Annotated in this window: 25 protein-coding genes and 1 riboswitch; of the genes, 11 read left to right on the top strand and 14 right to left on the bottom strand. The window is 70.2% G+C overall.

What is annotated here, in order from left to right; genetic code table 11:
* Nucleotides 1–183: 183 nt before the first annotated feature.
* The 3 genes from AC3DEV_RS11490 to AC3DEV_RS11480 form a co-directional block, all read right to left on the bottom strand.
* Nucleotides 184–2,607, bottom strand: coding sequence for a heavy metal translocating P-type ATPase (locus tag AC3DEV_RS11490; protein WP_488372192.1), 2,424 nt, complete (start codon nt 2,605–2,607; stop codon nt 184–186).
* Nucleotides 2,608–2,614: 7 nt separating this feature from the next.
* Nucleotides 2,615–2,830, bottom strand: a complete 216-nt coding sequence (locus tag AC3DEV_RS11485) for a heavy-metal-associated domain-containing protein (protein WP_007633030.1) — start codon at nt 2,828–2,830, stop codon at nt 2,615–2,617.
* A gap of 69 nt (nt 2,831–2,899) precedes the next feature.
* Nucleotides 2,900–3,190 carry a metal-sensitive transcriptional regulator gene (locus AC3DEV_RS11480; RefSeq protein ID WP_119193345.1) on the bottom strand — a complete coding sequence of 97 codons (291 nt, stop codon included), beginning with the start codon at nt 3,188–3,190 and terminating at the stop codon, nt 2,900–2,902.
* Nucleotides 3,191–3,342: 152 nt separating this feature from the next.
* On the opposite strand from AC3DEV_RS11480, the gene AC3DEV_RS11475 reads away from it, so the two are divergent.
* Both AC3DEV_RS11475 and AC3DEV_RS11470 read left to right on the top strand, forming a co-directional pair.
* The gene (locus AC3DEV_RS11475; RefSeq protein ID WP_488372191.1) at nt 3,343–3,771 is read left to right on the top strand and encodes a ChaB family protein; all 429 of its coding nucleotides are present in this window, start codon (nt 3,343–3,345) and stop codon (nt 3,769–3,771) included.
* A gap of 68 nt (nt 3,772–3,839) precedes the next feature.
* Nucleotides 3,840–5,159, top strand: a complete 1,320-nt coding sequence (locus AC3DEV_RS11470) for an APC family permease (RefSeq protein ID WP_488372190.1) — start codon at nt 3,840–3,842, stop codon at nt 5,157–5,159.
* A 12-nt stretch (nt 5,160–5,171) separates the two neighbouring features.
* Here the strand turns inward: AC3DEV_RS11470 and AC3DEV_RS11465 are convergent, their stop codons facing one another.
* Together AC3DEV_RS11465 and AC3DEV_RS11460 are read right to left on the bottom strand one after the other, a co-directional pair.
* Nucleotides 5,172–5,726, bottom strand: coding sequence for a hypothetical protein (locus AC3DEV_RS11465; protein WP_488372189.1), 555 nt, complete (start codon nt 5,724–5,726; stop codon nt 5,172–5,174).
* 88 nt (nt 5,727–5,814) lie between these two features.
* A complete protein-coding gene (locus AC3DEV_RS11460) occupies nt 5,815–7,185 on the bottom strand; it encodes a cytochrome P450 (RefSeq protein ID WP_488372197.1) in 1,371 nt (456 codons plus the stop codon).
* Between the two features lie 123 nt (nt 7,186–7,308).
* On the opposite strand from AC3DEV_RS11460, the gene AC3DEV_RS11455 reads away from it, so the two are divergent.
* Complete coding sequence (locus tag AC3DEV_RS11455; RefSeq protein WP_163376124.1) at nt 7,309–7,926, top strand: TetR/AcrR family transcriptional regulator; 618 nt, start codon at nt 7,309–7,311, stop codon at nt 7,924–7,926.
* A 36-nt stretch (nt 7,927–7,962) separates the two neighbouring features.
* On the opposite strand, the gene AC3DEV_RS11450 is transcribed toward AC3DEV_RS11455, so the two are convergent.
* Nucleotides 7,963–9,231 (bottom strand): NAD(P)/FAD-dependent oxidoreductase, encoded by a 1,269-nt coding sequence (locus AC3DEV_RS11450; protein ID WP_488372188.1) that lies wholly within the window; start codon nt 9,229–9,231, stop codon nt 7,963–7,965.
* A 260-nt stretch (nt 9,232–9,491) separates the two neighbouring features.
* Between AC3DEV_RS11450 and AC3DEV_RS11445 the strand changes: the two genes are divergently transcribed.
* The 4 genes from AC3DEV_RS11445 to AC3DEV_RS11430 all read left to right on the top strand — a co-directional run bounded on the left by AC3DEV_RS11445 (nt 9,492) and on the right by AC3DEV_RS11430 (nt 13,474).
* The gene (locus AC3DEV_RS11445; protein WP_488372187.1) at nt 9,492–9,971 is read left to right on the top strand and encodes a TetR/AcrR family transcriptional regulator; all 480 of its coding nucleotides are present in this window, start codon (nt 9,492–9,494) and stop codon (nt 9,969–9,971) included.
* A 128-nt stretch (nt 9,972–10,099) separates the two neighbouring features.
* Entirely contained in the window at nt 10,100–11,425 is a 1,326-nt protein-coding gene (locus tag AC3DEV_RS11440; RefSeq protein ID WP_488372186.1) for a lipase family protein, read from the top strand.
* A gap of 166 nt (nt 11,426–11,591) precedes the next feature.
* The gene (locus AC3DEV_RS11435) at nt 11,592–12,071 is read left to right on the top strand and encodes a MarR family winged helix-turn-helix transcriptional regulator (RefSeq protein ID WP_488372185.1); all 480 of its coding nucleotides are present in this window, start codon (nt 11,592–11,594) and stop codon (nt 12,069–12,071) included.
* Nucleotides 12,068–13,474 carry an MFS transporter gene (locus AC3DEV_RS11430; protein ID WP_488372184.1) on the top strand — a complete coding sequence of 469 codons (1,407 nt, stop codon included), beginning with the start codon at nt 12,068–12,070 and terminating at the stop codon, nt 13,472–13,474. Before AC3DEV_RS11435 ends, AC3DEV_RS11430 begins: the two co-directional genes overlap by 4 nt.
* Before the next feature lie 75 nt (nt 13,475–13,549).
* Here AC3DEV_RS11430 and AC3DEV_RS11425 read toward each other — a convergent pair whose 3' ends face one another.
* A complete protein-coding gene (locus AC3DEV_RS11425; protein WP_488372183.1) occupies nt 13,550–13,915 on the bottom strand; it encodes a DUF1330 domain-containing protein in 366 nt (121 codons plus the stop codon).
* A 49-nt stretch (nt 13,916–13,964) separates the two neighbouring features.
* Entirely contained in the window at nt 13,965–14,702 is a 738-nt protein-coding gene (locus AC3DEV_RS11420; RefSeq protein WP_488372182.1) for a mycothiol-dependent nitroreductase Rv2466c family protein, read from the bottom strand.
* Between the two features lie 83 nt (nt 14,703–14,785).
* Between AC3DEV_RS11420 and AC3DEV_RS11415 the strand changes: the two genes are divergently transcribed.
* A complete protein-coding gene (locus AC3DEV_RS11415) occupies nt 14,786–15,505 on the top strand; it encodes a haloacid dehalogenase type II (RefSeq protein WP_488372181.1) in 720 nt (239 codons plus the stop codon).
* Between the two features lie 41 nt (nt 15,506–15,546).
* Here the strand turns inward: AC3DEV_RS11415 and AC3DEV_RS11410 are convergent, their stop codons facing one another.
* Genes AC3DEV_RS11410 through AC3DEV_RS11395 form a run of 4 tightly spaced genes read right to left on the bottom strand, consistent with a single transcriptional unit; the run spans nt 15,547 to nt 18,837 of the window.
* Complete coding sequence (locus AC3DEV_RS11410; protein ID WP_488372180.1) at nt 15,547–16,299, bottom strand: HTTM domain-containing protein; 753 nt, start codon at nt 16,297–16,299, stop codon at nt 15,547–15,549.
* A complete protein-coding gene (locus tag AC3DEV_RS11405; RefSeq protein WP_488372179.1) occupies nt 16,293–16,643 on the bottom strand; it encodes a hypothetical protein in 351 nt (116 codons plus the stop codon). Before AC3DEV_RS11405 ends, AC3DEV_RS11410 begins: the two co-directional genes overlap by 7 nt.
* A 35-nt stretch (nt 16,644–16,678) precedes the next feature.
* The gene (locus AC3DEV_RS11400; protein WP_488372178.1) at nt 16,679–18,031 is read right to left on the bottom strand and encodes an alpha/beta hydrolase domain-containing protein; all 1,353 of its coding nucleotides are present in this window, start codon (nt 18,029–18,031) and stop codon (nt 16,679–16,681) included.
* Between the two features lie 50 nt (nt 18,032–18,081).
* Complete coding sequence (locus tag AC3DEV_RS11395) at nt 18,082–18,837, bottom strand: hypothetical protein (RefSeq protein ID WP_488372177.1); 756 nt, start codon at nt 18,835–18,837, stop codon at nt 18,082–18,084.
* 225 nt (nt 18,838–19,062) lie between these two features.
* Here AC3DEV_RS11395 and AC3DEV_RS11390 point away from each other — a divergent pair, with 225 nt between their 5' ends.
* From AC3DEV_RS11390 to AC3DEV_RS11380, 3 genes are all read left to right on the top strand, one after another.
* Nucleotides 19,063–19,887 carry an acyl-CoA thioesterase gene (locus AC3DEV_RS11390; protein WP_488372176.1) on the top strand — a complete coding sequence of 275 codons (825 nt, stop codon included), beginning with the start codon at nt 19,063–19,065 and terminating at the stop codon, nt 19,885–19,887.
* A 45-nt stretch (nt 19,888–19,932) separates the two neighbouring features.
* A complete protein-coding gene (locus tag AC3DEV_RS11385) occupies nt 19,933–21,570 on the top strand; it encodes an acyl-CoA dehydrogenase family protein (RefSeq protein ID WP_488372175.1) in 1,638 nt (545 codons plus the stop codon).
* Between the two features lie 167 nt (nt 21,571–21,737).
* Entirely contained in the window at nt 21,738–23,105 is a 1,368-nt protein-coding gene (locus AC3DEV_RS11380) for a cytochrome P450 (protein WP_206475072.1), read from the top strand.
* Between the two features lie 298 nt (nt 23,106–23,403).
* Here the strand turns inward: AC3DEV_RS11380 and AC3DEV_RS11375 are convergent, their stop codons facing one another.
* On the bottom strand, nt 23,404–25,038 hold the full coding sequence (locus AC3DEV_RS11375) for a long-chain fatty acid--CoA ligase (RefSeq protein ID WP_472982077.1): 1,635 nt from the start codon (nt 25,036–25,038) through the stop codon (nt 23,404–23,406).
* 84 nt (nt 25,039–25,122) lie between these two features.
* Complete coding sequence (locus tag AC3DEV_RS11370; RefSeq protein ID WP_325769507.1) at nt 25,123–25,539, bottom strand: carboxymuconolactone decarboxylase family protein; 417 nt, start codon at nt 25,537–25,539, stop codon at nt 25,123–25,125.
* A 161-nt stretch (nt 25,540–25,700) separates the two neighbouring features.
* A riboswitch (cobalamin riboswitch) is annotated at nt 25,701–25,839 on the top strand.
* Nucleotides 25,840–25,864 lie beyond the last annotated feature (25 nt).

The raw sequence follows: 25,864 nt of genomic DNA, 5'->3' as shown, positions 1-25,864 counted from the left end.
AGATCCCCACCCCGAACACCACCGTCACGATCAACCTGGCAAACGACGGCTCACGACTGACGATCCCACCGATCGCGGCAACCCTCATCGCCGCCTGAATGACTCACAACAGGTTGACAATCACCGCCGATGCCGATTCGGAGTAGCGGATCTGGAGGGGAGCGGCCGGCCGAGCGGGATCGGTCAGACGGTCGCGCGGAACCTCCGCAGCCGCAGGCTGTTGGCCACCACGAACACCGAGGAGAACGCCATCGCTGCGCCCGCGATCATCGGGTTGAGCAGCCCGGCCGCGGCCAGCGGGAGCGCCGCGACGTTGTAGGCGAACGCCCAGAACAGGTTGCCCCGGATGGTGCCGAGCGTGCTCCGCGAGAGCCGGATCGCGTCGGCCGCCGAGCGTAGATCGCCGCGGACCAGCGTGAGGTCGGAGGCCTCGATCGCCGCGTCGGTGCCGGTGCCGATCGCGAGGCCCAGGTCGGCGGTGGCGAGGGCGGCAGCGTCATTGACGCCGTCGCCGACCATCGCCACCACGCGCCCCTCTGCCTGCAGCCGGCGGACCACATCGACCTTGTCGGCGGGCATGACTTCGGAGATCACCGTCTGGGGGCCCGGGTCGATGCCGACCTCGCCGGCCACCGACGCGGCCACCGCCGCGTTGTCCCCGGTGAGCAGGATCGGGGTGAGACCCAGCTCGCGGAACTTCTCGATGGCCTCGGCGGAGGAGTCCTTGATCTGGTCGGCCACCACGAGGACCCCGCGGGCCTTCCCGCCCCAGCCCACCGCGACAGCGGTCTGGCCAGCCCGGGCGGCCTCGGCCAGGGCCGTCTCGAGCTCCTGCGCCAGCGGCATGTTCCGCTCAGCCAGTAGGGCGGGACGGCCCACGACGACCACCTCGTCGTCGTCGGCCCCGGAGGAACCATCGACAGCGGGCTCCGCGGCCGCGCGCCCGGGACCAGCGACAACGCGCCCCGACACCCCCAGACCCTCGTGGTTGGCGAAGTCCGCTACGGCCGGCAGGTCGCCGACCTCCTCGCGCGCACCGGCGGCGATGGCGCGGGCGATGGGGTGCTCGGAGGCGTCCTCCACGGCCCCGGCGCGGCGCAGCACCTCGGCTCGATCCTCACCGGTCGCGACAGTCGTAGAGACCAACGCGTGCCGACCGGTGGTGACGGTGCCGGTCTTGTCCAGGACGATCGTGTCGACCTTGCGGGTGGACTCCAGGACCTCGGGGCCCTTGATGAGGATGCCCAGCTGCGCGCCGCGGCCGGTGCCGACCATCAGCGCCATCGGCGTGGCCAGGCCGAGCGCACACGGGCAGGCGATGATGAGCACCGCCACGGCCGCGGTGAACGCCAGGGCGGCGCCGCCGCCGGCGAGCATCCAGAACGCGAAGGTCGCCACGGCCAGCACCAGGACGACGGGGACGAAAATCCCGGAGATACGGTCGGCGAGGCGCTGTGCGGCGGCCTTGCCGGACTGGGCGTCCTCCACCATCTGCGCCATCTGCGCGAGCTGGGTGTCGGAGCCGACGCGGGTGGCGCGCACGGTCAGGCGGCCGCTGGCATTGACGGTGCCGCCCACCACGGCGTCGCCGGGACCGACCTCGGCGGGCACGGACTCGCCGGTGACCATCGAGGTGTCGACCGCGGAGGCACCGTCGACGATCTCGCCATCGGTGGCGATCTTCTCGCCGGGGCGGACGACGAACTCGTCGTCGACCTGCAGATCCTCCACCGGGATGCGGGTCTCCACACGCCCGCCATCAACACCCCCGCGCAGAACGGCGACGTCCTTGGCGCCCAGCTCGAGCAGCGACCGCAATGCGGCGCCTGCCGTGCGCTTGGACCGCGCCTCGAAGTAGCGGCCCAGCAGGATGAAGGTGGTCACGCCGGCCGCGGCCTCGAGGTAGATGTCGCCGGCGCCGTCACTGGGCGAGAGGCTGAACTCGAACCCGTGGGTCATCCCGGGCATGCCCGCGTGGCCGAAGAACAGGGCGTACAGCGACCAGAGGAACGCCGCGGACGTGCCCAGGGACACGAGCGTGTCCATGGTGAACGCACCGTGGCGCAGGTTGATCGCGGCGGCGCGGTGGAACGGCCACGCGCCCCACACGATGACCGGGGCGGCCAGCGTCAGCGACAGCCACTGCCAGTTGGTGAACTGCAGCGCCGGGACCATGGCCATCGCGATCACGGGGATCGACAGGACGGCGGAGATGATGACACGCTGGCGCAGCTCGTCGACCCGGTCGGGCGCGGCGGTGTCGTCGGTGGCGTTGCCGGCGTGGCCGGTCGACTGCCCGGCGTCGGCCGCGGAACCGTCAGCGCCGGGCGCGGACGTGCGGGGCTGAGTGTTCCGGGGACGCGGCAGCTGTGCGTGGTACCCGGCCTGCTCGACCGTGTCCAGCAGCAGCTGCGGCTGCAGCCCCTCGGGGATCCGGACGCGCGCCTTCTCGGTGGCGTAGTTGACCTCGGCGGTGACGTCGTCGAGCTTGTTGAGTTTGCGCTCGATCCGGTTGGCGCATGAGGCGCAGGTCATTCCCTCGATCTGCAGCTCGACGAATGTGGTCCCGGCGGGGGCCGCCGTGTCCCGGCTGTCGGTGGTGGTCATGGTGTGCTCACTCCTGCGCTGTGACTGTGTACCCGGCCTCGTCCACGGCGGCGCGGACCGCCGCGGGATCGACCGGGTCGGAGGAGACGACGACGAGGCGACCCGACTCCAGATCGACCTCGACCTCGGTGACTCCCGAGATTTCCGAGACCTCCTCCGTCACGGAGGCGACGCAGTGGCCGCAGGTCATGCCGGAGACGGTGTAGGTGGCAGTGGCGGACATGGTGTTCTCCTCGTTCGGGTGGTGGGTGTGCGGTGACTTTTTGGGGCCCGCGATCGGTTGGCGCGGTGATCAGGACCTGACCAGGCGGGCGATGGCGGCGTTGGCCTCGGCGAGCTTGGCCTCGGCTTCCCCCGGGCTGCCGTTCTCGATGGCCCCGGCGACACAGTGTCCGAGGTGCTCCTCGAGCAGGCTCAGCGAGACGGACTGTAGGGCCCGGGTCATGGCGGAGACCTGCGTGAGGATGTCGATGCAGTACTTGTCCTCCTCGACCATCCGTTGCAGCCCGCGGGCTTGTCCCTCGATGCGGCGCAGCCGCTTGAGGTGGTCCTCCTTGTGCGGGGTGTATCCATGCTCGGCCATGCCGCATACGGTACCCCCCTAGGGTAGGTGCCGCAAGAGTCGATCGCGTTCTCCGACGAGCGCTCCGACCCCCGGCACCGGTTTTCAATCCGGCCCCTGCTGTTTATGGTCGGGACAGCGTCACTTCCGATGTCGATCTGGAAGGAAATGCCATGCCGAAGACAGACAGCGACGGGAACGCGAAGGACAGCGAGCTGCCCTCGACGCTGCAGCGAAGCGACCAGAAGGCCAAGGACACCTTCGCCAAGGCCTACGACTCGGCGCAGGAGGAGTACAGCGACGAGTCCCGTGTCGCGCGGACCGCCTGGAGCGCCGTCAAGCACACGCACGAGAAGGTGGGCGACCACTGGGAGCCCAAGGACGGCAAGGGGCCCTCGGATTCACGCTCGGAGAGCGGCGGCCCGAACCCCTCCGGAGAGTCGAAGGGCGGGGTGGACGCCAACGCCAGCAAGGACCACCTCTACGAGCAGGCGCAGCGGCTCGACATCGAGGGCCGCTCCGACATGACGAAGGACGAGCTCGTGGAGGCCCTGCGCAAGGCCAACGACCGGAAGACGAGGGAGAGCCGAGACGACTCGTGAGCCCGGCAGGAGGAGGACCGCCCCACCCCTGCCCCACCGAGGATGTGACCACAGGATGAACCACGACAGTGACCGGAAATCTCTCTCTCGCCGGCTCGGTGGCGCTGGGCACGGGGGTCATGATCGGCGCCGGCATCTTCGCGCTGGTCGGCCAGGTCGGCGAGCTGGCCGGCGGGTGGATGCCGTGGGCGTTTCTCGCCGGCGCGGTGGTCGTGCTGTTCAGCACGCACTCGTACATCCGGTACTCGGCGACCAACCCGTCGTCCGGCGGAATCGCCATGCTGCTCAAGGCCGCGTACGGCCCCAGCGTGGTTGCCGGCTCGCTCTCCCTGTTCATGTACGTGTCGATGATCCTCGCCGAGTCCCTCCTCGGCAGGACCTTCGGCACCTACCTCCTGCGCGCCTTCGACGTCAGCGACCCGGGCATATGGGTTCCGGTCCTCGCCGTTCTCGCCATCGCCTCCGCCGCCGCCGTGAACCTGGTGGGCAACCGACTGGTGGAACGCTCGGCCATGATCACCGCCGCGGTCAAGATCGGCGGGATCGCCGCGCTGGCCATCGCCGGGATCCTCGCCACCGGCGTGGGGTCACTGTCCCGGCTGGTCGACGCCGGGGACCGCACTCCGCCGGATCACGGGTGGGCCGGATTCCTGGCCGCCGTGGCGTTGACGATCCTCGCCTACAAGGGCTTCACCACGATCACCAATCACGGCGCCGACCTGCGCAGGCCCGAACGCAACCTCGGCAGGTCCATCCTCATCTCCATCGCCCTGTGCACGGTGCTCTACCTCCTGATCGTCGTCGCGGTCAGTGGGAGCCTGAGCGTGCCGCAGATCGTCGAGGCCCGTGACTACGCGCTCGCGGAAGCGGCCGCGCCGCTCTTCGGCCCGTGGGGAGTGCGCCTCACCGTGATCGTGGCGGTCGTGGCGACCCTGTCGGGACTCATCGCGAGCCTGTTCTCCGTCTCGAAGCTCTACGACATGCTCCGGGACATGGGGCAGGCCCCGGGGCTGCCGGGCCGGGAAGGCCATCAGTCGCTCTACATCACCGCGGGCCTGGCGATCCTCATGGCCGCCTTCTTCGACCTGTCCAGGATCGCGGCCCTCGGCGCGATCCTCTACCTGACGATGGACATCGCCATTCACCTGGGCGTCATCCGCCGACTCCGCGACGAGGTCGACGCCACCGTGTGGATCCCGTGCGTCGCCATCGTGCTCGACCTGGCCGTACTGGTCCCCTTCGTCGCCCTCAAGGCGGGGTCGGATCCGCTGACCATCACCCTGACGGCGGGCGTCGCCCTCGCGATCTTCGCCGCGCAGTGGATCACCGTCAGGCGCCGCGGCGACGACGATCGCGAGGGGGACGAGCACGAACACGCCGGGGCGTGAACGGCGCGCCCGTCAGTCGCGGTCGCGGTGCCTCGCCTCCGCACGGTCGGGAAGCAGATACTCGGCCGACACGGCGGCCGCCGCGGAACCCACGATCACCAGCACGAATCCGACGATGGCGACGTACGGCCCATAGGCGACCGACGCCTCGGCGGACAGCCCCGACAGGATCGGGTCCGCCGCCCCCGTGGAGCCGTACAGCACCCACATGAACGCGAGGTGGGCGATGAGGACCAGCCCCGCCGTCACGGCGTTGAGGATCGCGAAAATGCCGAGCCGGGCCACGAGCGTGACCACGGTGAGGAAGGACAGCGCCACCAGGCCGAGGAAGTTCACCGGGGTGATCTCCCTGAGCCCCAGCACCTCGGGCAGCACGAGGCCGGAGAGCGACTGCCCGCCGCCGGTCACCCACGGCAGGTAGAGGCTGAGCAGGGCGATCGCCAGACCGACGAAGGCGACCGGGGCGCCGATGCGGCTCTGGATGATCGGGATCGCCTTCTTCCTCCTGGCCGGCGCGCCGTCCGTGGAGGCCACCGGCTCGGGAGCGTGGGTCGCGTGAGCAGCCATGATGATCGCCCTTCCGTGTTGCCCCACACGCGGTATGTGAGGTACATCACAGAGTATGTTGATATGACACCTTTTGCTACCCCTGCGGCTATGAGTTCTCTGAGTTTCCGGCCCGCCGCACCAGACGGATCGGCTGCCCGTCCTTCGGGAACGGCAACGACTTCATGTCCATCGGGGCCGTGTAGTCCGGGTCGACGTGCCACTCGAAGGTGCGCAGCAGGTGATGCAGCACGAGTGAGACCTCGGCGCCGGCGAAGTGCATGCCGATGCACTTGTGCACGCCGCCGCCGAACGGCTGCCACGCCTGGCGGTGAACCTTGTCCTCCCGGCGCTCGTCGGAGAACCGGCCGGGGTCGAAGACCTCCGGATCGGGCCAGTACTGCTCGAGGTGGTGGGTGAAGTAGGGAGCGACCGCCACCATCGTCCCCGCCGGGATGAAGTGCCCCAGCACCTCGGTGTCCTTGACGGCCGTGCGCGCGATCGTCGGCACCGGCGACACCAGGCGCAGCGACTCCTTCATCACCAGGTCCAGCGACCGCAACTGCGAGAGCTGTTCATAGCTGATCGTGTCGCCCGGAATCGCCAGGGACTCCTCGCGACACCGCTGCTGCCACTCCGGGTGCTGGCCCAGGTACTGCATCATCGTCGAGATGGTGATGGTGGACGTGTCGTGCGCGGCCATGAGCAGGAAGATCATGTGGTTGATGACGTCGTCGTCGCTGAACCGCTCGCCGTCGACCTCCACCCGGCACAGCACGGAGAACAAATCGTCGCCGTCGCCCGCCCGCCTGGCCGGCAGGTACTCGCGGAGGAACTCCTCCACCCGACGTCGGCCGACCAGGCCGCGGTGCCAACGCCCGCCCGGGACGGGGTACCGCACGAGCGCGGTCGCCGCCTGGACACAGTCGATGAACGCGGCGTTGACCTGATCGAGACGCGCCTGGCTGGCGCCGGGGGCGCCGCCCATGAAGACCTCCACCGCGAGGTTCAGCGTCAACCGCTTGAGCCGGGGATAGACCTCCACGCGCTCCCCCGGCTGCCACTGCTCGACGGCGGTGCGGACCGCCGGGTCGATCGCTGCCGCGTACCTGGCGAGGCGGTCGGAGGTGAACGCCTCCTGCATGAGGCGGCGGTGGGCCATGTGCTCGTCGAAGTCCAGGAGCATCAGGCCGCGGTCGAAGAACGGCCCGATGAGGAACTGCCACGCCTCGCCGTTGGCGAACGCCTTGTCCCGGTTCTGGAGGACCACTCCCGACGCCTCCGGCCCGAGCAGCGCCACGATCCTCGTCCCGAACGCGCGGAACCACGAGACCGGCCCGTACCGGTGGTAGCGCTTCTCCCACAGCCGCATGGGATCCCGCAGGTAGTCCAGACCGTGACCGAGGAGCGGTAGACCACCGTCTCCCGGGACCGGAGCCAGCCCACTGTCCGTCGGTGCCTTCGCCAGCGTTCGTGTCACGAGCATCCCCTGACCTCCGGGTGGAGACGTCCGTTCGCGACGGCCCCACCACCTGTCTGACAGACGGTCCTGTCAGTTTGGAACGAGTTTGAATCAGACAGGGGGCCCTGTCAAGATTGAGGGATGAACGCGACCCCGCGCCGCTACCGAGGCGTCAGCGCGGAGGAGCGGCGCGCATCCCGCCGGCGCCAACTCCTCGACGCGGCCCTGGAGCTCGTCGGCACCCGCGGTGTCGAGCGGACGACGATGACGGCGATCTGCGCGGAGGCCGGCCTGACGGAGCGCTACTTCTACGAGAGCTTCACCGCCCGTGACCAGCTGCTCCTCGCCCTCGTCGACGAGATCGCCGACCAGGTCCGTACCGCCGTCCTGGCCGCACTCTCCGACACCGAGGGCGACGCCGCGGCCAGGGCCCACGCCGCCCTGGCCGCCTTCGCGGCACTACTCACCGACGACCCCCGCAAGGGACGGGTCGCGATCATCGAGTCGGCCACCGTCCCGACCCTCCGCCAGCGCCGCCACGAGCTGTACCGCGACTTCGCGGCCCTCGTCGTGACCCAGGCCCGGACACTGTTCGGGGACCGCGCCCTGCCCACCCCCCGGGACGAGATCAGCGCCCGCCTCCTGGTGGGCGGCCTGGGTGAGCTCATCACCGCCTGGCTCCAATCCGAGACCAGCGCGAGCATCGACGACATCGTCGACGAGGCGACCCGGTGGTTCACCGTGGGCATGCACGCCTGACCCGCCGGCCGACCACAGTCGACGACTTCCCCGCCGCTACGCCGCCCACCGGGCACGGAACACGTCCCGGGGCAGCGGATCCGTCCACCTCCCCGTGGCGGCGAGATCCGCGGTGAGTCGGCCGATCTCGTCCGCGGCCATGACACCCCGCTCTCCCTCGACCGCCAGAACGGTGCGGTCGTCCACACGGTCGATGTAGGGGTGGTTGGTACTGGTGGCGCACACCAGACACGGGCGCGTGTGCGCCCGCCCCAGGCGGACGCCGGGCAGGAGATCGGTCAACACCGCCAGCGCGTCGTCGACGTCCGCGGAGGCGCCGCCGGTCCGCACCCAGGACGCGATCTCCTCGGCGGAGCCCAGGGGCGTCTCGCGCACACTGCTGCCGGCGACCTTGAGGTACCAGCGACCGTCCGGGTACCGAACCGGCGACATCACCACTCCGCCGAACTGCTGCGCGCCGTCGCGATGCTTGAGATACATCGTCGCGGGCAGGTCGATCCCGCCCGGATCGTCGACCTCCACCAGCACGACGGTCGCCCCGAGGGTGAACAGCTGCAGTGGCCGCGGCAGCAGGCCGGAGGCGTTGACGGCGGCGCCGAGCGCGAGCACGATCGACCGACCTCGCAGTCGCACTCCCCCGGCCGTGACGACCACCTTGTCGTTGTCGTTGTGGTTGTTGTCGTCGTTGTTGTCGTCGTCATCGCCGCTGTCATCGCCACCCCCCGCGCCGCCCTCGAGCGCGACCACCTCGTCCCGGACGAGTACCGCCCCCGCCGCCGACGCGGCGGCCAGTTCGGCACGGACCAGCGCCCGCGGGTTGACGATCATCCCGCCGGGTTGCACCACGCCCACGTGGCCCGGTTCGAACCGCACCGCGGGGTACCGCCGACGTAGGCCCTCCTCGTCGAGGAGGTGCACGTCGACGCCCAAGTCGCGGGCGTTGGCGGCCAGGACGTCGCGGTCGAACCACTCCCCGGCCGCGTCACCGGCGGCGTCGGCGGGGTTGACCGAGAGGCACTCGACGCCGGTCGTGAACTCGACCCCCGTGCGGCGCGTGAGCTCGGGGAACCGGCGGATCGACCGCGTGGTGAGCATCCCGGTGACCACGGGGATCTCGAGAACGTGGCACATCCGACCCTGGTCATAGTGCCCGGCCCACGTGCCCTGATGGTCGGCGAAGCCCGCGGGCTCCTCGGGGCCGATCACCAGGACGGAATCCCCCCGCTCGGCCAGGTGCCGGGCGGTCGCGGCGCCGATCGGCCCGGCGCCGATGACGATGTGGTCGTAGGTGGGATCGGCGGTCATGGGTCCCCTGGACGGTCGCTGAGCGGGTGGACTGATGCTGCGAGTGCATCACACTTAAGTCATCACAGTGTGCACTTAGGGCGAGGTAGTCTCAACGAAATCCACCAGACCGGATCCGGGGGCGCGAACGTGGAGCAGGAACCGCCGACCCGGCCGCCCGCGCCGAGACCGGAACGGCGCCGGGTTCGCGAGGGCGGCCGGAGCGACCGCGTCCGTCGCACCGTCGGGGAGGCGGTCCTGTCGCTCCTCGCCGAGGGGCGGTGGCAGTTCTCGATGTGGAGGTCGCCGAACGGGCGGACGTGAACCGACGGACCCTGTACCGGTGGTGGCCGACCACCACCGACCTCGTGGCCGAGGCCCTCGACCAGCATGTCCTCCGGGTTCCCGTGCCGACGTCCGGGGACTGGGAGGGCGACGTGCGGGACTTCGCCCACGCCCTGGCCGCGTTCGCGGCCGACCCGGTGGAGCTCGCCACGGGCGCGCTCCTCGCCACTCGGTCACATCCCGAGCTCGCCGACGTGGTCACCGCGCGCTACCAACCCGCCCTGGACGCCTGGCGGCAGATGGCGTCGCTGGCGAGCGCGCGCGGTGACCTCAACCCCGACCTCGATCCGGACACCGTCGTGACCACGCTCGTGGCACCGCTACTCCTGACGCCGCTCATGAGCGGCCGCCCGCTGCCCCCGGACGCCGTGGACCGGGTGGTCGACGTGATTCTCGCCGCCACCCGGCCGCGGTGACCAACCGCGCTGACGGGCGACGCACGACCGGAGTGCCCGCCGCACACAGCATTCACTTAGACTCTGCTCAACTTCGTGAGCCAGAACACAATCAGTCCGGGGGGACCGTGCCACTTCGTCGAACCGCGATGCGCGCAGCCGCATTCGCCACCGCCATCGCCACCACCGTCGCCGGAGGGGCCCTGGTCGCCCCCGCCGCCGGAGCGCAGGGATCGTCCAACGACCCGGCGCCCGCCTTCTACCAGCCGCCGGCGGACCTGCCCGAGACCTCCGGCGAGCTCATCAAGACCGAGCCGTTCCCGCTGGCCGGAGCGATCCCGCCGATCCCCGGCGCCGAACCGATCTCCGACGGCGCCGGTCCGCTGTCCACCGACGCGCAGCGCATCATGTACACCTCCGTCGGGTCGCGCGGCCAGGCGATCGCGGTCACCGGCGCCTACCTGCAGCCGCGCGCACCGTGGACCGGGCCCGGTTCGCGTCCGCTGGCGGTCGTCGCGCCGGGCACCCAGGGCCAGGCCGACCACTGCGCGCCGTCCAAGACGTTCCAGACCCTGGCCGGGGTGCGCACCGACCCGCCGGGCGTCGGGTTCGGGTACGAGCTCATCCAGGCGTACGCCCTGCTCGCCCGCGGGTACGCCGTCGCGATGACCGACTACGAGGGCCTCGGCACGCCGGGCCTGCACTCGTACATCAATCGCGAGTCCCAGGCCCGTGCCGTCCTCGACCTCGCGCGCGTCGCGGCGTCGGTGCCGGGCGCCGACATCGCCCCGGACGCCCGCACGGTCTTCACCGGCTACTCCCAGGGCGGTGGCGCCGTCGCCGCGGCCGCCGAACTGCACCCGCAGTACGCGCCGGAGGTCAACCTCGTCGGCACCGCCGCGGGCTCTCCGCCGGCCGATCTGCTGGCCACCCTCGAGCAGGTCGACGGGACCGCGATCGCCGGCGTGATCGGCTACTCGCTCAACAGCCTGCTCGACGCCTACCCGGAGATGGGCCCGCTGATCGACCCGTACTTCAACGACCGGGGCCGGGCCATGCTCGCCACCACCGCCGACCAGTGCATCGGCGAGACCGCCGTCCAGTTCTTCCAGCAGCGCACCACCGCCTACACGGTCTCGGGCCGGTCGGCCGGCGACATCGTGCGCTCCGAGCCGGTACTCACGGGATTCCTCGAGCGTCAGCGGATCGGCCGGCTCGCGCCCACCACACCCGTGCGCGTCCTCTCGCCCGTGAACGACGACGTCGTCCCCGGCCACCAGTCCCAGCAGCTCGGTCGCGACTGGTGCGCGCAGGGCGTCACCGTGGAGATGGTCATCGACCCGATGCCCCCAGTCGCACCCGGCCTGGTGATCGGTCACGCCGCACCCATGCTCACCGGCCTGGAGGGCACTCTGCGGTATCTCGATGACCGCGTGGGCGGCGTCCCGGCGCCGAGCAACTGCGGGACGTACTGAGGCCGACTGCTCCGTGGGCCCGGCCCGCCGGGCCCGGCGTCGACAAGGCAGTTCCGCACACATTCGCCGAGAGGCAGGTGTGCGGAACGCTCTTGTCGATGCGCCCCACCGCGCACCCCCACCCTTGCGCAAGCAGGTTGCGCAATCCGGTTGTAGACTCGCCGGAGTGACACCCGCCGACCCGCCCGCTGGACCACCCGCAGACCTGACCGCTACCCCGCCGCCCGACATCGCCGCCCTGGCCGACGACCTCCGCCACGCGCTGCGCCCCCTGTGGCGACGGTTCAACTCCCACCGGACGTTGTCGATGGGCAAAGTCGGGATCCTGTCCCACCTGGAGCAGCGCGGGCCGCTGGCCGCGACCGACCTGGCCGGCCTCGAGCGGATCAGCCACCAGGCCGTCGCCAACGCCGTCCGTGAGCTCCGCGACCTGGGCCTCGTCTCCCGCAGCCCGGACCCCGCCGACGGCCGACGCACCCTCGTCACCATCACCACAGACGGGTGCGAGCAGCTCCGCACCGAGCGCGCCGCGGGCCAGGACTGGCTGGCCCACGCGATCGCCGACCACCTCGATGACGCCGAGCGCGACCGTCTCGCGGCCGCGGTCCCCCTGCTCCGCCGCCTCGACTCCGAGGACGCCCGGTGACCCCTCACCGGCGCCCGGCGCCCCGCTGGTTCGTCCAGGCCCTGGTCTACGCCGCCCTGACCAGCTCGATCGTCAGTTCCCTCGGCATGCTGCTGGTGCCGTCGGTCTCCGCGGAGTTCGGCATCCCCGTGAGCACGGCGCAGTGGATGCTCACGGCCAACCTGCTCGTCGGCGCGGTCGCGACCCCGATCATGGGCCGCCTCGCCGACGGCCCCCATACCCGGAAACTGCTGCTGACCAGCCTCGGTGTGATCTTCCTCGGCTCGATCATCGCCACCGTCGCGCCGAACTTCACCGTCTTCCTCGTCGGCCGCGCACTACAGGGACTGCTCTACGGCACGGTGCCCATCACCATCGCCCTGGCGCGCCGACACCTCACCTACACCGCATCGCAGCCCACCATCTCGACCCTCTCGGTCACGGTGTCGGTGGGGATGGGACTGGGTTACCCGCTCACCGGCATCCTCGCGGCGACGTTCGACCTGCGGGCCGCGTTCGCCTTCGCGGCGCTGTTCGTGGCCACCGCGGCGTTCGGCGTCTGGCGCTTCATCCCCGCGGGCCCCGATCCGCTCGCGCCCCGCACGCCGTTCGACATCGGCGGGGCTCTACTGCTGGGCGGCGGGCTGGCCGCGCTGCTCCTGTGGATCTCCGAGGGGCAGACCTGGGGTTGGGGGTCCGCGACGGCGCTCGTCGTCCTCGTGGTCGCGCTGAACACGCTGCTCTTCTGGATCGTGCACAGCATCCGCACCCTTCATCCCCTGGTCAACCTCCGCGTGGTCCGCCGGCCGGAGGTCCTGCTGGCCAACGCCACCGCGATCGGCCTGGGCACCGCGATGTACATCGGACTGTCCATCGCGAGCCTCGTGGCACAGGCACCCGCCGACACCGGCTTCGGCCTGGCGGTGCCGCTGATGTGGGCGGGCTTCATGATGGCGCCGCTGTCGGTGGGCAGCCTCATCGCCAACCGCACGGTCCGTGCTCTGTCCCGCCGCTACGACATGGCGGTGTTCCTCCCCGTCGGCGCGGCCGTGATGACGGTGGCGTCGGTGCTGTTGTGGTTGCGGCACGGCGACTTCTGGACGCTGGCGATCGGCATGTTCCTCTTCGGCGCCGGGATCGGCTCGGGTTACGCCGCGATGCCCGCGCTCATCGCCCGCAGTGTGGCAGTGGACCAGCTTGGCAGCGCGGTGAGCTTCAACCAGGTGCTGCGCACGGTCGGTGGTGCGGTCGGCGCGGCCCTGTCGGCCGCCGTCCTCGCCGCGCACCCCTCCGACTCCGCGTACTCGACCGACGAGGGCATCACCATGGCGTTCGGCGTGGGTGTGATCTGCTGCGCGACAGTGATGCTCGCGTTGGTGCTCCACGCCGTCACAGGCCGACGACGACGACGAGCCCAGCAGTAGCCCCGGCGTCCCGCATTATGCGCGCGATCGCACTCGGGCATGCGCGTCGGAATCGACCGCCCCCGCGGGTCGGAGTCAGGCCCAGGGGGTCGTGGCCTGGAGCACCGCTTCCTGCAACGCGCTGGTACGCAGTGCCGTGACGGTCTGGTACTCGGGGTCGGCGACCATCTCGCTGAACGCGGCGCGGCTGGGGTATCGGACCAGCAGAACGGCATCCCAGTCCTGGCCGGTCTCGGCGACCAGGGCTGTGGAACCGTCACCGGCGTAGAGAACCTCAGCGCCGTAGCGGGGGAGGAACGTCTCGTTCAGCGCCGCGGCGTACTTCGCGTAGTCCTCACGCCCGCCATCGGCGAACCGGAGCAGGTTCAGCATCACCACCGGGCCGCCGGGGTCGTCGGCGAGGAAGCGCTTGAGGTCTCTTCCTCGGGGATCGATAGCCATCAGGCGAGTATCTCCTCCAGTCCCGCCACGGTGGCGCGAACGGCCAACCTCACTTCTTCTGCCGACGGCTTCCGCCGTGCCAGTCCTCCTGCGTGCCGACCGTGTCTGCGTCGACTCCGAACGCGGCGAGCTGCGGCTTCTCGCGCAGGCTGCGCTTGAGCTCGGCGAAACCCGGGAAGCGGGCGAGCCCCACCACGTGGTCCCAGAGCTCGGCTGCCGAGTCCTCGTGTGGCAGCCGGCTGATCACGGGTCCGAAGAAGGCGACGCCGGTCGGTGGTTCGAAGTGGATGATGGGCGTGCCCACGTCCTTGCCCGTCAGCGAGAGCGCCTCGTCGGTCTCCCGGCGGATTTCGGCGTCCCACGACTCGTCATCGACGGCGTCCGCGAGCTCGATCGGTAGACCAGCGTCGGCGAGAACCAGCTCTGCGAACTCGCTCGTCCCGCGCCGCTCACGCTCTTCGCCTTCGCTGCGGTCGTCGCCGGCGTCCGGAGCGGTGTCGAAGATGCGCGCCCCGAAGGCGGCGTACAACGGCGCCATCGCCGCCCGGCCGTGCTCGGCTCGCGCTCGCGCCGCCACTCTCAGGAGCCGCAGCCCGGCGGTGTGGCCGGCCTCGTACTCAGGGGGGAAGTGCGCGTCGTAGTCGACACCGGCGTTGACCAGGCGCAACGAGATGAACCGCCAGTCGACCGTGTAGTCGCGCTGCGCCTGCACCTGGCGCACCCACTTGCTGGTCATCCAGGCGAAGGGGCAGACCGGGTCGAAGTAGAAGTTGATGTCGGCGTCCATGCGCCCACCCTAGCCAGGTGTTCCGGCCGCGCAGCCCGCTGGCGCATAGCATGGTGCAAACCCGGTGACCAGGAGGTCTCTGCATGACCGACACACCCGACCATCGCGAACAGAACCGGGGCGACGGGCGTGGGCTCCGCCGCCCGCAGGCGATCGTGTTCGATGTCAACGAGACCCTGTCCGACACCACGGCGATGGCGGCCCGGTTCTCCGACGTCGGGGCACCCGGCTCGATGTATCCCCTGTGGTTCGCCGACCTCCTGCGCGACGGCTTCGCCCTCACCGCCGCAGGCGCCGCTCGCCCGTTCGCTGACATCGGCACCGGGCTCCTGCAGGTCATGCTGTCGGAGGTGGAGCTCGACCGACCTCTCGACGAGGCGATCGAGCACATCATGAGCGGGTTCGTCGGACTCGACCCCCATCCCGACGTCGCCGACGGCGTCACGGCGTTGACGGAGCTGGGGATCCGATTGGTCACCCTCAGCAACGGCTCGACACAGGTCGCCGAGAAGCTCCTCACGTCAGCCGGTGTACGACGCGACTTCGACTTGCTGCTGTCGGTCGACTCCGCCGGCGCGTGGAAACCAGCCGCCCCTGCCTACGAGTTCGCACTCGAACAGTGTGCCGTTGCCCCCTCGGACGCCATGCTCGTAGCCGTCCATCCCTGGGACATCGACGGCGCCCACCGGATCGGTATGCGAACGGCATGGATCAACCGCACCCACGGCGTGTACCCGCAGCACTTCACCAGGCCAGACCTCGAGGTCACGGACATCACGCAGTTGGCCCGCCGCCTCAGTTGAGTAGAAACCCCCCGGTCCGCGGCTCGGACTGACGAAACAGGCTACGCCGGGGCCGGCTTTACTCCGGCAACCCTCTTGTCGCGTGTGGCCCTCTTGATGCGTGGGACGAACGCATCGATCTCATCTTGGAAGAACGGCAGGTAGAGGCACAGCATCACCCCGCCGTAGATCGACAATTCCACGAACAGACTGAATCCATCGGTGACAAACACAACGAGTCCCAGATGGAAACAGAGGCCGCTGATCAGCGCGATCCAGCGCGTGTGCGCACACCACAATCCGACTGCCAGGAAAGCCTCTATCACGATGGAGGCAATTGATACCGCCATCAGGAACGCCGGTGCAGGATCGACGCCGATGAAAGTCCGCCACAGACCATGCTGGACCATGGACGAATACAGCTCCGAACCCGAGAGGTAGGTCTCGTTGATCTTTGTGAGCGCGGCGAAGGCATAGACGATGGTGAGTTGGAGTTTCAACAACTGGGGAACATTGACACCCAGGACAAAGATCGCGCAAATAACGATCATCAAATAGGTGTGATGATTGTAGAAATCCAGTGCAGTGATGAACACGAGGAAACCGATCAGCATCGCCATCGCGGCTCGGCGGACTCCTCTCCCGAGGATGAAAAAGACTGCGGCAAACACCATGACCGCGCCCAACGGAAGTGCGACTGCGGCATGATCCGCAAGGCCGATCCCACCATCTGTGGAGATCGACCCCCTCGCCGTCAATTGGAGAGCCTTGACCGCGGCGAGCACGCCGAAGGCAAAGCGGAAGACCGTCAACACGGGTAGACCCTCTCGTGTCTCAACAAGCCGTCTTCCACCCCGGATCGAGCAACCGACATCAGGTCGGGATTCTGTTCGCACAGCATCCGGGGCACATCGTCGCTGTAGGCGATGGCCCGGGTTATCCGCGGCAGATCGTCGAGGCTGAGGTCCCGCTCCGAGCCGTCGGCGGCCGCTCCGGTGTATCCACCGGGGTCGACGGCGCTGAACATCTGCCAACTGAAGGGTAATTCGACTGTGGGCATCGATCCCTCGCCGGACCATCGCACGGTCAGCAGCAGAGCTGGGAGCGCGAACTGAACTGCCACGAATGCCGCTACCAGCACCTTCGTCAGCCCGGACATGACGACGAATCGAGAGACAGAACCTGGCGACGCGCTCACCAGCTGATGCGCTCCGGGCGGGCGTCGGCGAGGATCTCCGCCCGGTCGTCCGCCAGCAGGAAACCCTCGGCGATGAGCCGGTCGGTGGCCTCCTCATAGGCCTGTAGATACTCGTCCCGGCCCGACCACCGCTGACGCAACTGCTCCTCGGCCACCTCCTCCGTGCGTCCGAGGAGCATGCAGAACGGCGCGGACTGCGGGTACGGGGAGCCGACCAGCTTCTCCACCGGCGCCTCCACGGCCGGAGTCCGCACGCCACCGCGGCCGATGCCCAGATCGCCGGGGACCACCTCGTCGTCGTCGAGCTCGACCGGCGGTGCGGCAGGCGGTCGCGCCCCGCCGGCCACCCACGACACCAGGTGACGCAACGCGGCCCGCACGACGAACACCTGCTGGCCACTGTTGATGGCACCACCGCAGTCGACCAGGCCCGCCAGCTCTCCCAACTGGTAGGCGTCCGCGTGGGCCTGGCCTGCGATCTCCCAGGTGACGATGGACTTCGAGTCGGGCTGGCGCGAGCGGGCCGAGTCGAGCAACCCACCGAGGTCGCCCTCGGCCTGGACCACGAACACGGGGGTGTCGAGGTCGTCGCGCAGGAGCATGGTGGACGAGCGGACGGCGGTGGCGATGCCGGCCGCGCAGCCCCGGTCGTCGAACGGCAACGCGCCGCCGCCGCGGCTGTGCAGCAGGAAGCCGTCGAACACGCCGACCAGCGGGTGCACACCGTCGATGTAGGAGGTCAGGGCGATGGCCGACTGCGACTCCCCGATCGCGATCACCGTCTCCGGCACCAGCCCGGCCAGCGGGCCGTCCTCGCGGGCGTCGCGGCAGAAGCGGCCCACCTGGGTGACGATGTCGTAGGAATACGCATCCCCCGGGTGGTGGAGATCGCCGTAGCGCTCAGCCCGCTGCGCCCGCAGGCCGACGGTCTGCCCGCCCATCCCCACGGCCGCGTCGCCGCCCTCGACACCGATGAACTGCGCCGACACCCCGACCCACGCGTGGCCGGCGCGCACGATCTCGTCGGCGAGGTAGGTGTACTCCGGCGCGGCGTCCTGGCCGCCGCTGACGTTGAGCCACTCCACCAGCACCACGCCGCTGAACCGGGCGGCGTCGGGCCGACGGACCAGGACGCGGGTGGCGAACGGCGCCGAATCGGCCTGAGCCAGGCTCACCCGCCCGTCGGTGGGCAGCTCGCCGACCGAGTAGGACACCGCCTCACCGGCCGCCGCCCACTCCGACTCCGTGAAGCCCGCCGCGGCGAGATCCGGGCCCGGGCGGGCGGCCATGGGCGGCGCGATCCGCCCCTCGGTGAGTTCGGTGAACGTCGGCGTCTGGACTGGCTGCATGATCCCGATTCTCTCCCGACCGACGCCCGATCCGGATCCCTTTCGCGTCGCTACCCGCCGTCCGCGGCCGCGTCGTCGCCCGGCGAGGTGGACGTGGGCACCTGGGTGGGCGTGGAGGACGCCGGGGTGGTGGCGGTGGTCCTCGAGGTGCTCGCCGGCGATGACGTGGACTCCTCCGACGGCGACCCGGTCCGCGTACTCGAGCGAGCCGGGGAGGTCGGGGCGGGGGACGAGGTCGTCGCGCGAGGCGCGGGCGTGGACGCGACCGTCGGTGCCCCCGGCGCCGCCGGGGCGCTCCGGTCCCGCGGCGTGCAGTCCCCCAGGTGCTTGCTCGCCATCCACGCGGGGGCGCCCAGGGCGATCGCCTCGTCCGGACACGTCCCCAGGTAGATCGACACGTCCCCGACCCTGCGCCACCTGCCGTCCGAATACGCGACCCAGTAGGGGTCGCCCGACACCGCGCTGGCCATGACCGCCCACCCGGACCCGCAGTCGATGATCCGCGCGCCGCTGTTCGGGTAGAACAGGTCGGAGTTGATCACCCCGGCGTCGCACTCCGGTCCCGACACCTCGAGCAGCCCGGTGATCTCCGGCGCGGAGGAGCGGGGCATGAGTCGCGACATGCGGGGCGATGAGGGCGAGGTCGCAGGGGAGGACGTCGTGGCGTCGGTGGCCACCGGTTCCGAGCGGTCGCCTCCGGGGCGGACCAGCGCCACCACGCCGAATGCCACCACGAGCACGGCGGCGAGCGCCGCCACGGCAGCGATCAGCGTTCTCGAGGCAGCGAACTTGGGCAGTCCGGTCATCGCGCGTCTCCTGCACGTTCGGAGCCACACATTGTGAGGTCGTCTTTACTATATAAAGGGCCGCCGAGGGGGGCAACCGCTGTCACCCGCCCCACCTGCGCCGCCGCCGTCTCGCACCCCAGGGAAAAGCCGGACGATCCCCGGTGGCGGGCGTTCCTCGTCGTCGTCGCCCCTCTCCTCGGTACGGTGAGCCCGCGCCCATCCCCTCGCCCCACAGGAGGTCCCGTGACCGGTCAGGACGCCCCCACCCACGTGTTCGACGAGGCGGTCGCGCTGGAGCCGATCGGCGAGAACCGCTTCCGCGGGCGCACCCACGCCGCGTGGGCCAACATGGTCGGGCCGTTCGGCGGCATCACCGCGGCCACCATGCTGGGCGCGATCCTGCAGCACCCCGAGAAGCACGGCGACCCGCTCGCGCTGACCCTCAACTACGCCGGGCCCGTCGCCGAGGGCGAGTTCCAGATCGAGGCCCGCCCCGCCCGCACCAACCGCTCCAACCAGCACTGGTGGGTGGAGATGCGCCAGGGCGACGAGGTCGTCACCACCGCCACCGCGATCACCGGCCTGCGCCGCGAGACGTGGTCGGAGACCGAGACCGCCCCGCCGGCCGTCCCCGCGCCGGAGGAGCTCACCGCCGCGGCGTCGGACCGCGGCGTGCGGTGGGTCGACAACTACGACATGCGGTTCGTCACCGGCGGGTGGGACGACGTGGCCTCCGGTGAGGAGCAACCGGAGTCGACGACGACGATGTGGATCCGCGACGTCCAGCCCCGCGGACTCGACCATCTCGCACTGACGTCCCTGTGTGATTCGTTCTTCCCGAGGTCGTTCCTCCGGCTCGGTCGGCCGGTCCCGGCGGGCACGGTGACGTTGACGATCCACTTCCTGGCCACCGCCGACGAGATCGCCGCCCAGGGCACGGACTTCCTGCTCGGCAGCGTGCACTCGCACCGGTTCCACGGCAACTACCACGACGAAGCCGCGCGCCTGTGGAGCCGCGACGGCACGCTGCTGGCCACGGGCACGCAGCTTATGTATTTCAAGAACTGAGCATTTCAAGAACTGAGTTCTTCGAGAGCTGGAGGGGGAGCACCCATGTCCTCGACCCGACACCGCAGTACCCACGAGGTCCTCAACCAGGCGCCGCCCCGCGTGGACGTGGACGAGTACGCCCTCAACCCGGCACTGCAGGAGGCCGTCGCGGTGTTCTCGCCGCACGCCCGCGTCGAGAGGTTCCACGAGATCGGCCGCCACGTGGGCACCGAGCAGTACCAACACGACGCGGAGCTGGCCAACACCCTCACGCCGGTGCACCGCGCGCACGACCGGTGGGGCAACCGGGTCGACGAGATCGAGTTCCACCCCGCCTACCACCGGATAATGGAGTACTCGGTGTCCCGCGGGCTGCACACCTCGGCGTGGGCCGACCCGGGGCCGGGGGCGAACGTCGAGCGGGCCGTGGGGTTCATGCTGGTGTCGCAGATCGAGGCCGGCCACGGGTGCCCGCTGTCGATGACGCACGCGGTGGTCCCGTCGCTGCGGTTGAGCCCCGAGCTGGCCGCCGAGTGGGAGCCGGCGCTGCTGTCGACGGTGTACGACCCCGAGCTGCGCGACCCCGCCACCAAGTCGGGCGTGCTGTTCGGGATGGCCATGACCGAGAAGCAAGGCGGCTCGGACGTCCGCGCCAACACCACCACCGCCGAGCCCGTCGGTGACGGTGACTGCCACGTCCTGCGCGGGCACAAGTGGTTCTGCTCGGCCCCGCAGTCGGACGCGTTCCTCGTCCTGGCGCAGGCGCCGGCCGGCCTGAGCTGCTTCCTCGTCCCGCGGGTCCTGCCCGGCGGCGAGCAGAACCCGTTCCTCGTGCAGCGTCTCAAGGACAAGCTGGGCAACAAGTCCAACGCGTCCTCGGAGGTGGAGTTCGACGGCACCCTCGGCTGGATGGTCGGCGAACCCGGCCGCGGCGTGCGCACGATCATTGAGATGGTCGGCCGGACCCGCCTGGACTGCGTGCTCGGCGCGGCGGCGGGCATGCGCCAGGGCGTGGCCGAGGCGGCGTGGCACGCCCGACACCGGGCCGCGTTCGGCGCGACGCTGATCGACCAGCCCGCGATGGCCGCGGTCCTGGCGGACCTGCAGCTCGAGGCGGAGGCCGCGACGTGGACCGCGCTGCGCCTGGCCTCGGCGTACGACGACGACGAGTTCGCCCCCTACCGCCGGCTCGCCACCGCGGTCGCCAAGTACTGGATCTGCAAGCGCGGGCCGAACCACGCCTACGAGTCGCTGGAGTGTCTCGGCGGCAACGGGTACACCGAGTCGTTCCCGCTCGCCCGCCGCTACCGGGAGCAGCCGGTCCTCGCGGTGTGGGAGGGCTCGGGCAACGTCATCGCGCTCGACGTGCTGCGGGCGATGGCCCGCGAGCCGGAGTCCGTGGCCGCGTTCGACGCCGAACTGGCCGCGCAGCTGGGCGGTCACGAGCTGTACGACCGGCACGTCGAGCGGGTGCGCGCGCTGATCGGCCGCGCGGCCGCCGACCCGGGCGCCGCCCCCGGGATCGCCCGCCGTCTGGTGGAGGCGATGGCCCTGGCCCAGCAGGGCGCGGTCCTGCTCGCCCACGCACCGGCCCCGGTCGCGGAGGCGTTCTGCCTGGCCCGGCTCGGCGACGACCGCTCGGCCGAGTACGGCGCCCTGCCCGACGGCGTGGACATCGACGCACTGGTCGCTCGAGCCTGAGTCGGGCGGGGGCTGCCGGCCGGCGGTGTCACGGCCGGCGGGACTGCCGGCTGGCCGAGCCGCCGCCAGGGGGGCGGGTGAAAGAAACGACACCGCCGGTTTCGGTGATCGCGTGACAACTAGTGACGGCTGTCACACACTGGGGTCACCCGACAACGAGGTGCCTGATGTCCATCCCTGGTGATCCGCGGGAGAGGGTCTACCGACCCGGCCCGGCCCCACTGCGCTCCAAGCTGCCGGTCCTCGGCGGCACGCTCGAATACGTCCACAGCCCGTTGGCGACCATGGCCCGCCGCTATCGCGATCACGGCCCCGTCTCCGACCTGAACTTCCTCGGCGCCACGTGGACCGCCCTGATCGGCCCCGACGCCTGCCAGGCCGCCCTGCAGAACGCGGACAAGGCGTTCGCCAGCGGCCCCGGCTGGGGATACCTGGTGGGGCCGTTCTTCAACCGCGGGCTGATGCTGCTCGACTTCGAGGAGCACCACCACTACCGGCACATCATGCAGGAGGCGTTCACCCGTCCCCGGCTCGAGGGCTACACCCGCAGGCTCGCCCCGTTGGTCGACGAGGGCATCGGCGCCTGGGCCCCGGACCGGGCGTTCCAGATCTATCCCGCGCTCAAGACGCACACCCTCGACCTGGCGACCGAGGTGTTCATGGGAGGTGCCGAATACGCGGCCCCCGGGGAGCTCGACAAGGTCAACACGGCATTCGTCGACTGCGTCCAGGCCGCGAACGGCTATGTTCGTTCCACCGCGGTGCCGTTCACCAAGTGGGGCCGAGCGGCCCGGGGGCGCCGGCTGCTCGAGGAGTTCCTGCGCCGCCACCTGCCGGCCCGGCGCGCCAACCCGGGAGAGGACCTGTTCTCCGCCCTGTGCCAGGTGGCGGACGCCTCCGGCGGGATCGACGACGACGACATCATCAACCAGATGATCTTCCTGCTCATGGCCGCGCACGACACCACCACCAGCACGGTGACGTCGATGGTCTACGAGCTCGGCCGCGACGTCCAGTGGCAGGAGCGGCTCCGCCGGCAGTGCCAGGACCTGGGTCCGAACCCCACCATGGCCGAGCTGGAGGAGCTGCCCGATCTGGCGTTGGTGATGAAGGAGTCGCTACGCCTGCACCCGCCGGTGCCGGTGATGGCACGCAAGACGGTCAAGGACACCGAGATCCTGGGCGTGGAGATCCCGGCCGGGCGGCTCACCTCGATCATGCCGCTGTACTCGCACCACATGCCCGAGTACTGGACGGACCCGGAGATCTTCGACCCCGAACGCTTCTCCGACGAGCGGCGGGAGGACAAGTCGCACCGCTTCGCGTGGGAGCCGTTCGGCGGCGGGGTGCACAAGTGCCTCGGCATGATCTTCGCCAACCTCGAGTCGAAGCTGGTGCTCAGTGCACTGCTACGCCACTTCGAGTGGTCGGTCCCGCTGGACTACGTCCCGCCCATGAAGAACGACTCGCTGCCCTACCCCGCGGACGGACTGCCCGTCTCGCTGCGGCCGCTGGCCCGCGTCGCCGCGAACTGACCCCGCCGCCCGCCCGGCCTCCGCCGTCCAGAGGATTTCGCCTGTATCGCCCGAGTGGGTCTGAGCGAAATCCTCTGCTCGGCGATGATGCCGCGGCGGGGGGCTCGGCGATGATGCCGCGGCGGGGGGCTCGGCGATGATGCCGCGGCGGGGGGCGGGACGGCCGGCGGGACGGCCAGCGTGGCGGCCGGCACCGAGCAGCAAGTAGCGCAGAAGCAAGGGCCCGGGGGCGGTCATACCGCAATCCCGGACCCTCCGCTGGCCGACGACGCGTTCCCGCGTTCGACCTTCCGCCGGCCTAGTTCTCCAAGGCGTTGACCACGGTGAGGTCGCCGTCGGAATGCGAGACGCGGATGCGCTTCTTGTCGAGCTTGCCGACCGAGGTCTTGGGGATCTCGTCGACGAACGCGAACTTCTCCGGCACCTGCCACTTGGCCATCCGCTCGGCCAGGTGATCGCGCAGCTCCTCGACGCTCGGATCGGGCACACCGTCCTTGACCACGATCGTGGCCAGCGGCCGCTCGTCCCACTTGGGATCCGGGATGCCGATCACCGCGGCCTCGGCGACGGACGGGTGCTCGAGCAGGTAGTTCTCGACCTCGACGGACGAGATCCACTCGCCACCGGACTTGATGATGTCCTTGGCGCGGTCGGTGAGCTGGAGGAAGCCCTCCGGCTTGATGTAGCCCACGTCGCCGGTGCGCAGCCAGCCATCGTCGAACTGATCCGAGTCCTCCACCTTGTAGTAGCTCCCGGTGATCCACGGTCCACGGACCTGCAGCTCGCCGACGGACTCCCCGTCCCAGGGCAGCTCCGTGCCGGCATCGTCGACGATCCGGGCCTCGACGCCGGCGAGCAGCCGCCCCTGGGTGAGACGCAGCTTGAACTGCTCGTCCTCCGGCAGGGACGCCTTCGGCCGGGACAGCGTGCCGATGGGCGAGGTCTCGGTCATGCCCCACGCATGGGTGATATTGATCCCGTACTTGTCCCGGAACTTGCGGATCAGTTCCGCCGGGCAGGAGCTGCCGCCCACGACGACGGAGCGGAAGCTCGACATGTCGATGGGATGGTCGACCGAGTACGCGTCGACCGCCATCCAGATGGTGGGCACGGCGGCCGCGAGGGTCGGGCGCTCACTGGCGATCATCGCCGCGAGCGGCTCCGGCTGCAGGAAACGCTCCGGCATGAGCAGCGACGCCCCCACCATGAACGCGGCGTACGGCAGGCCCCACGACATGGCGTGGAACATCGGCACGATCGCCAGCACGTTGTCGTCGACCGAGATGTCCATGCCGTCCGACATGCACACCTGCATCGAGTGCAGGTAGATCGAGCGATGCGAGTAGACGACGCCCTTCGGGTCGCCCGTGGTGCCCGAGGTGTAACACATCGCGGCGCCGTCGTTCTCGTCCACCTCGGGCCACTCGAACTCCGTGGGCTGCGCGGCGAGGAGCGCCTCGTAGTCGTGCACCCGGATCCCCTCGGGGGCCTCCAGGTTCGCGGCGCCCCCACCGGTGACGAGGACATGCTCGACCGTGGAGAACCGCGGCAGCAACGGCTGCAGCAGCGGGATCAGGGTCGGGTCGACGATGATGACCTTGTCCTCGGCGTGATTGGCCACGAACTCGAGCTGATCCGGGAACAGGCGGATGTTCAGGGGGTGCAGCACCGCGCCCATCGACGGGATCGCCAGGTACGCCTCCATGTGCTCGGAGTTGTTCCACTGGAACGTCGCGACCCGCTGGTCACCGTCAACCCCGAGAGAACGCAGCGCATGGGCCAACTGTGCGGCGCGCTTGCCCAGGTCCCCGAAGGAGATCTTCCGTGGGCCCTGATCGGTCCAGGTGGTGATGACCGCATCGGAGTGGACGGTCGAGCCGAACTGCAGGATCGTGCTGATTTTCAGCTGCTCCGGCATCATCGTGCTGCGCATGGGGGCTCCTTGATCGAGGGGTGGCGTCTGTCACTCTCGGGACGAGACTACCTGCCGTCCACGACCTCCCCGGTCGATGTGCGACTACCCGTCGAGGTCGTCGAAGACGGCCTGGACGGTCCGCATCGCCGAGAGGGCCGCCGGCGCACCGCAGTACCCCGACGCGTGGATGACCGCCTCGGTGATCTCCTCGCGGGTCAACCCGTTGGTCAGCCCGCCGCGCACGTGCCCCGCCAGCTCGGCGTCCGCGCGCAGTGCCACGAGCATCCCGATGTTGAGCAGGCTGCGGTCCCGGCGGCCCAACCCGGGCCGGTTCCAGATGTTGCCCCACACGTTCTCGGTGACCACGTGCTGGATCGCCTCCGACGCCGTCCCGGCAGCCCGGTCCATGGCCCGGTCGACGAAGGCGTCGCTCATCACCTCGCGCCTGGTCGCGAAACCCTGCTCGCGCAGATCCGCGGCCGAAGGCCCCTCGCCTGCAGAACTCGTCGTCGTCGTCATCTCCACGGTCCTCTCCCACTGCCGACAGGTCTTGTGTCCATCCTCCCCGGACCTACGCCACCACCTCCGCGCGCCCTCGGCCCGCCCCGGCCAGACGCGGGGACGGCTCGGACGGGGGCGGCGCCGGAGGCACGCAGATGGGCGGACGCGGCGGCGGGTGGGATACCCTCGACAGGTCCGGCCACCAGCGTCGGACCCCGCGGCAACTCGGCGGAAGTCGGTGCGAATCCGACGCTGTCCCGCAACTGTGATCCCGTCTCAGGACGGGCGAGCCAGGTCGGCCGGTTCCGCGGCAGCCGTACGTACTGACCTCGGACGAAGGACG

This window comes from Dietzia sp. IBK-p2-15D, from assembly GCF_057773105.1.
The sequence above is the reverse complement of the archived record's forward strand: the minus strand, read 5'-3'. Positions and strand labels throughout refer to the sequence as shown.

Bases quoted from the DNA above. Each gene is read 5' to 3' on its own strand.
- AC3DEV_RS11490 (WP_488372192.1), bottom strand. From the start codon at position 2,607: ATGACCACCACCGACAGCCGGGACACGGCGGCCCCCGCCGGGACCACA.
- AC3DEV_RS11485 (WP_007633030.1), bottom strand. From the start codon at position 2,830: ATGTCCGCCACTGCCACCTACACCGTCTCCGGCATGACCTGCGGCCAC.
- AC3DEV_RS11480 (WP_119193345.1), bottom strand. From the start codon at position 3,190: ATGGCCGAGCATGGATACACCCCGCACAAGGAGGACCACCTCAAGCGG.
- AC3DEV_RS11475 (WP_488372191.1), top strand. From the start codon at position 3,343: ATGCCGAAGACAGACAGCGACGGGAACGCGAAGGACAGCGAGCTGCCC.
- AC3DEV_RS11465 (WP_488372189.1), bottom strand. From the start codon at position 5,726: ATGGCTGCTCACGCGACCCACGCTCCCGAGCCGGTGGCCTCCACGGAC.
- AC3DEV_RS11455 (WP_163376124.1), top strand. From the start codon at position 7,309: ATGAACGCGACCCCGCGCCGCTACCGAGGCGTCAGCGCGGAGGAGCGG.
- AC3DEV_RS11450 (WP_488372188.1), bottom strand. From the start codon at position 9,231: ATGACCGCCGATCCCACCTACGACCACATCGTCATCGGCGCCGGGCCG.
- AC3DEV_RS11440 (WP_488372186.1), top strand. From the start codon at position 10,100: ATGCGCGCAGCCGCATTCGCCACCGCCATCGCCACCACCGTCGCCGGA.
- AC3DEV_RS11425 (WP_488372183.1), bottom strand. From the start codon at position 13,915: ATGGCTATCGATCCCCGAGGAAGAGACCTCAAGCGCTTCCTCGCCGAC.
- AC3DEV_RS11420 (WP_488372182.1), bottom strand. From the start codon at position 14,702: ATGGACGCCGACATCAACTTCTACTTCGACCCGGTCTGCCCCTTCGCC.
- AC3DEV_RS11415 (WP_488372181.1), top strand. From the start codon at position 14,786: ATGACCGACACACCCGACCATCGCGAACAGAACCGGGGCGACGGGCGT.
- AC3DEV_RS11405 (WP_488372179.1), bottom strand. From the start codon at position 16,643: ATGTCCGGGCTGACGAAGGTGCTGGTAGCGGCATTCGTGGCAGTTCAG.
- AC3DEV_RS11400 (WP_488372178.1), bottom strand. From the start codon at position 18,031: ATGCAGCCAGTCCAGACGCCGACGTTCACCGAACTCACCGAGGGGCGG.
- AC3DEV_RS11395 (WP_488372177.1), bottom strand. From the start codon at position 18,837: ATGACCGGACTGCCCAAGTTCGCTGCCTCGAGAACGCTGATCGCTGCC.
- AC3DEV_RS11385 (WP_488372175.1), top strand. From the start codon at position 19,933: ATGTCCTCGACCCGACACCGCAGTACCCACGAGGTCCTCAACCAGGCG.
- AC3DEV_RS11380 (WP_206475072.1), top strand. From the start codon at position 21,738: ATGTCCATCCCTGGTGATCCGCGGGAGAGGGTCTACCGACCCGGCCCG.
- AC3DEV_RS11375 (WP_472982077.1), bottom strand. From the start codon at position 25,038: ATGCGCAGCACGATGATGCCGGAGCAGCTGAAAATCAGCACGATCCTG.
- AC3DEV_RS11370 (WP_325769507.1), bottom strand. From the start codon at position 25,539: ATGACGACGACGACGAGTTCTGCAGGCGAGGGGCCTTCGGCCGCGGAT.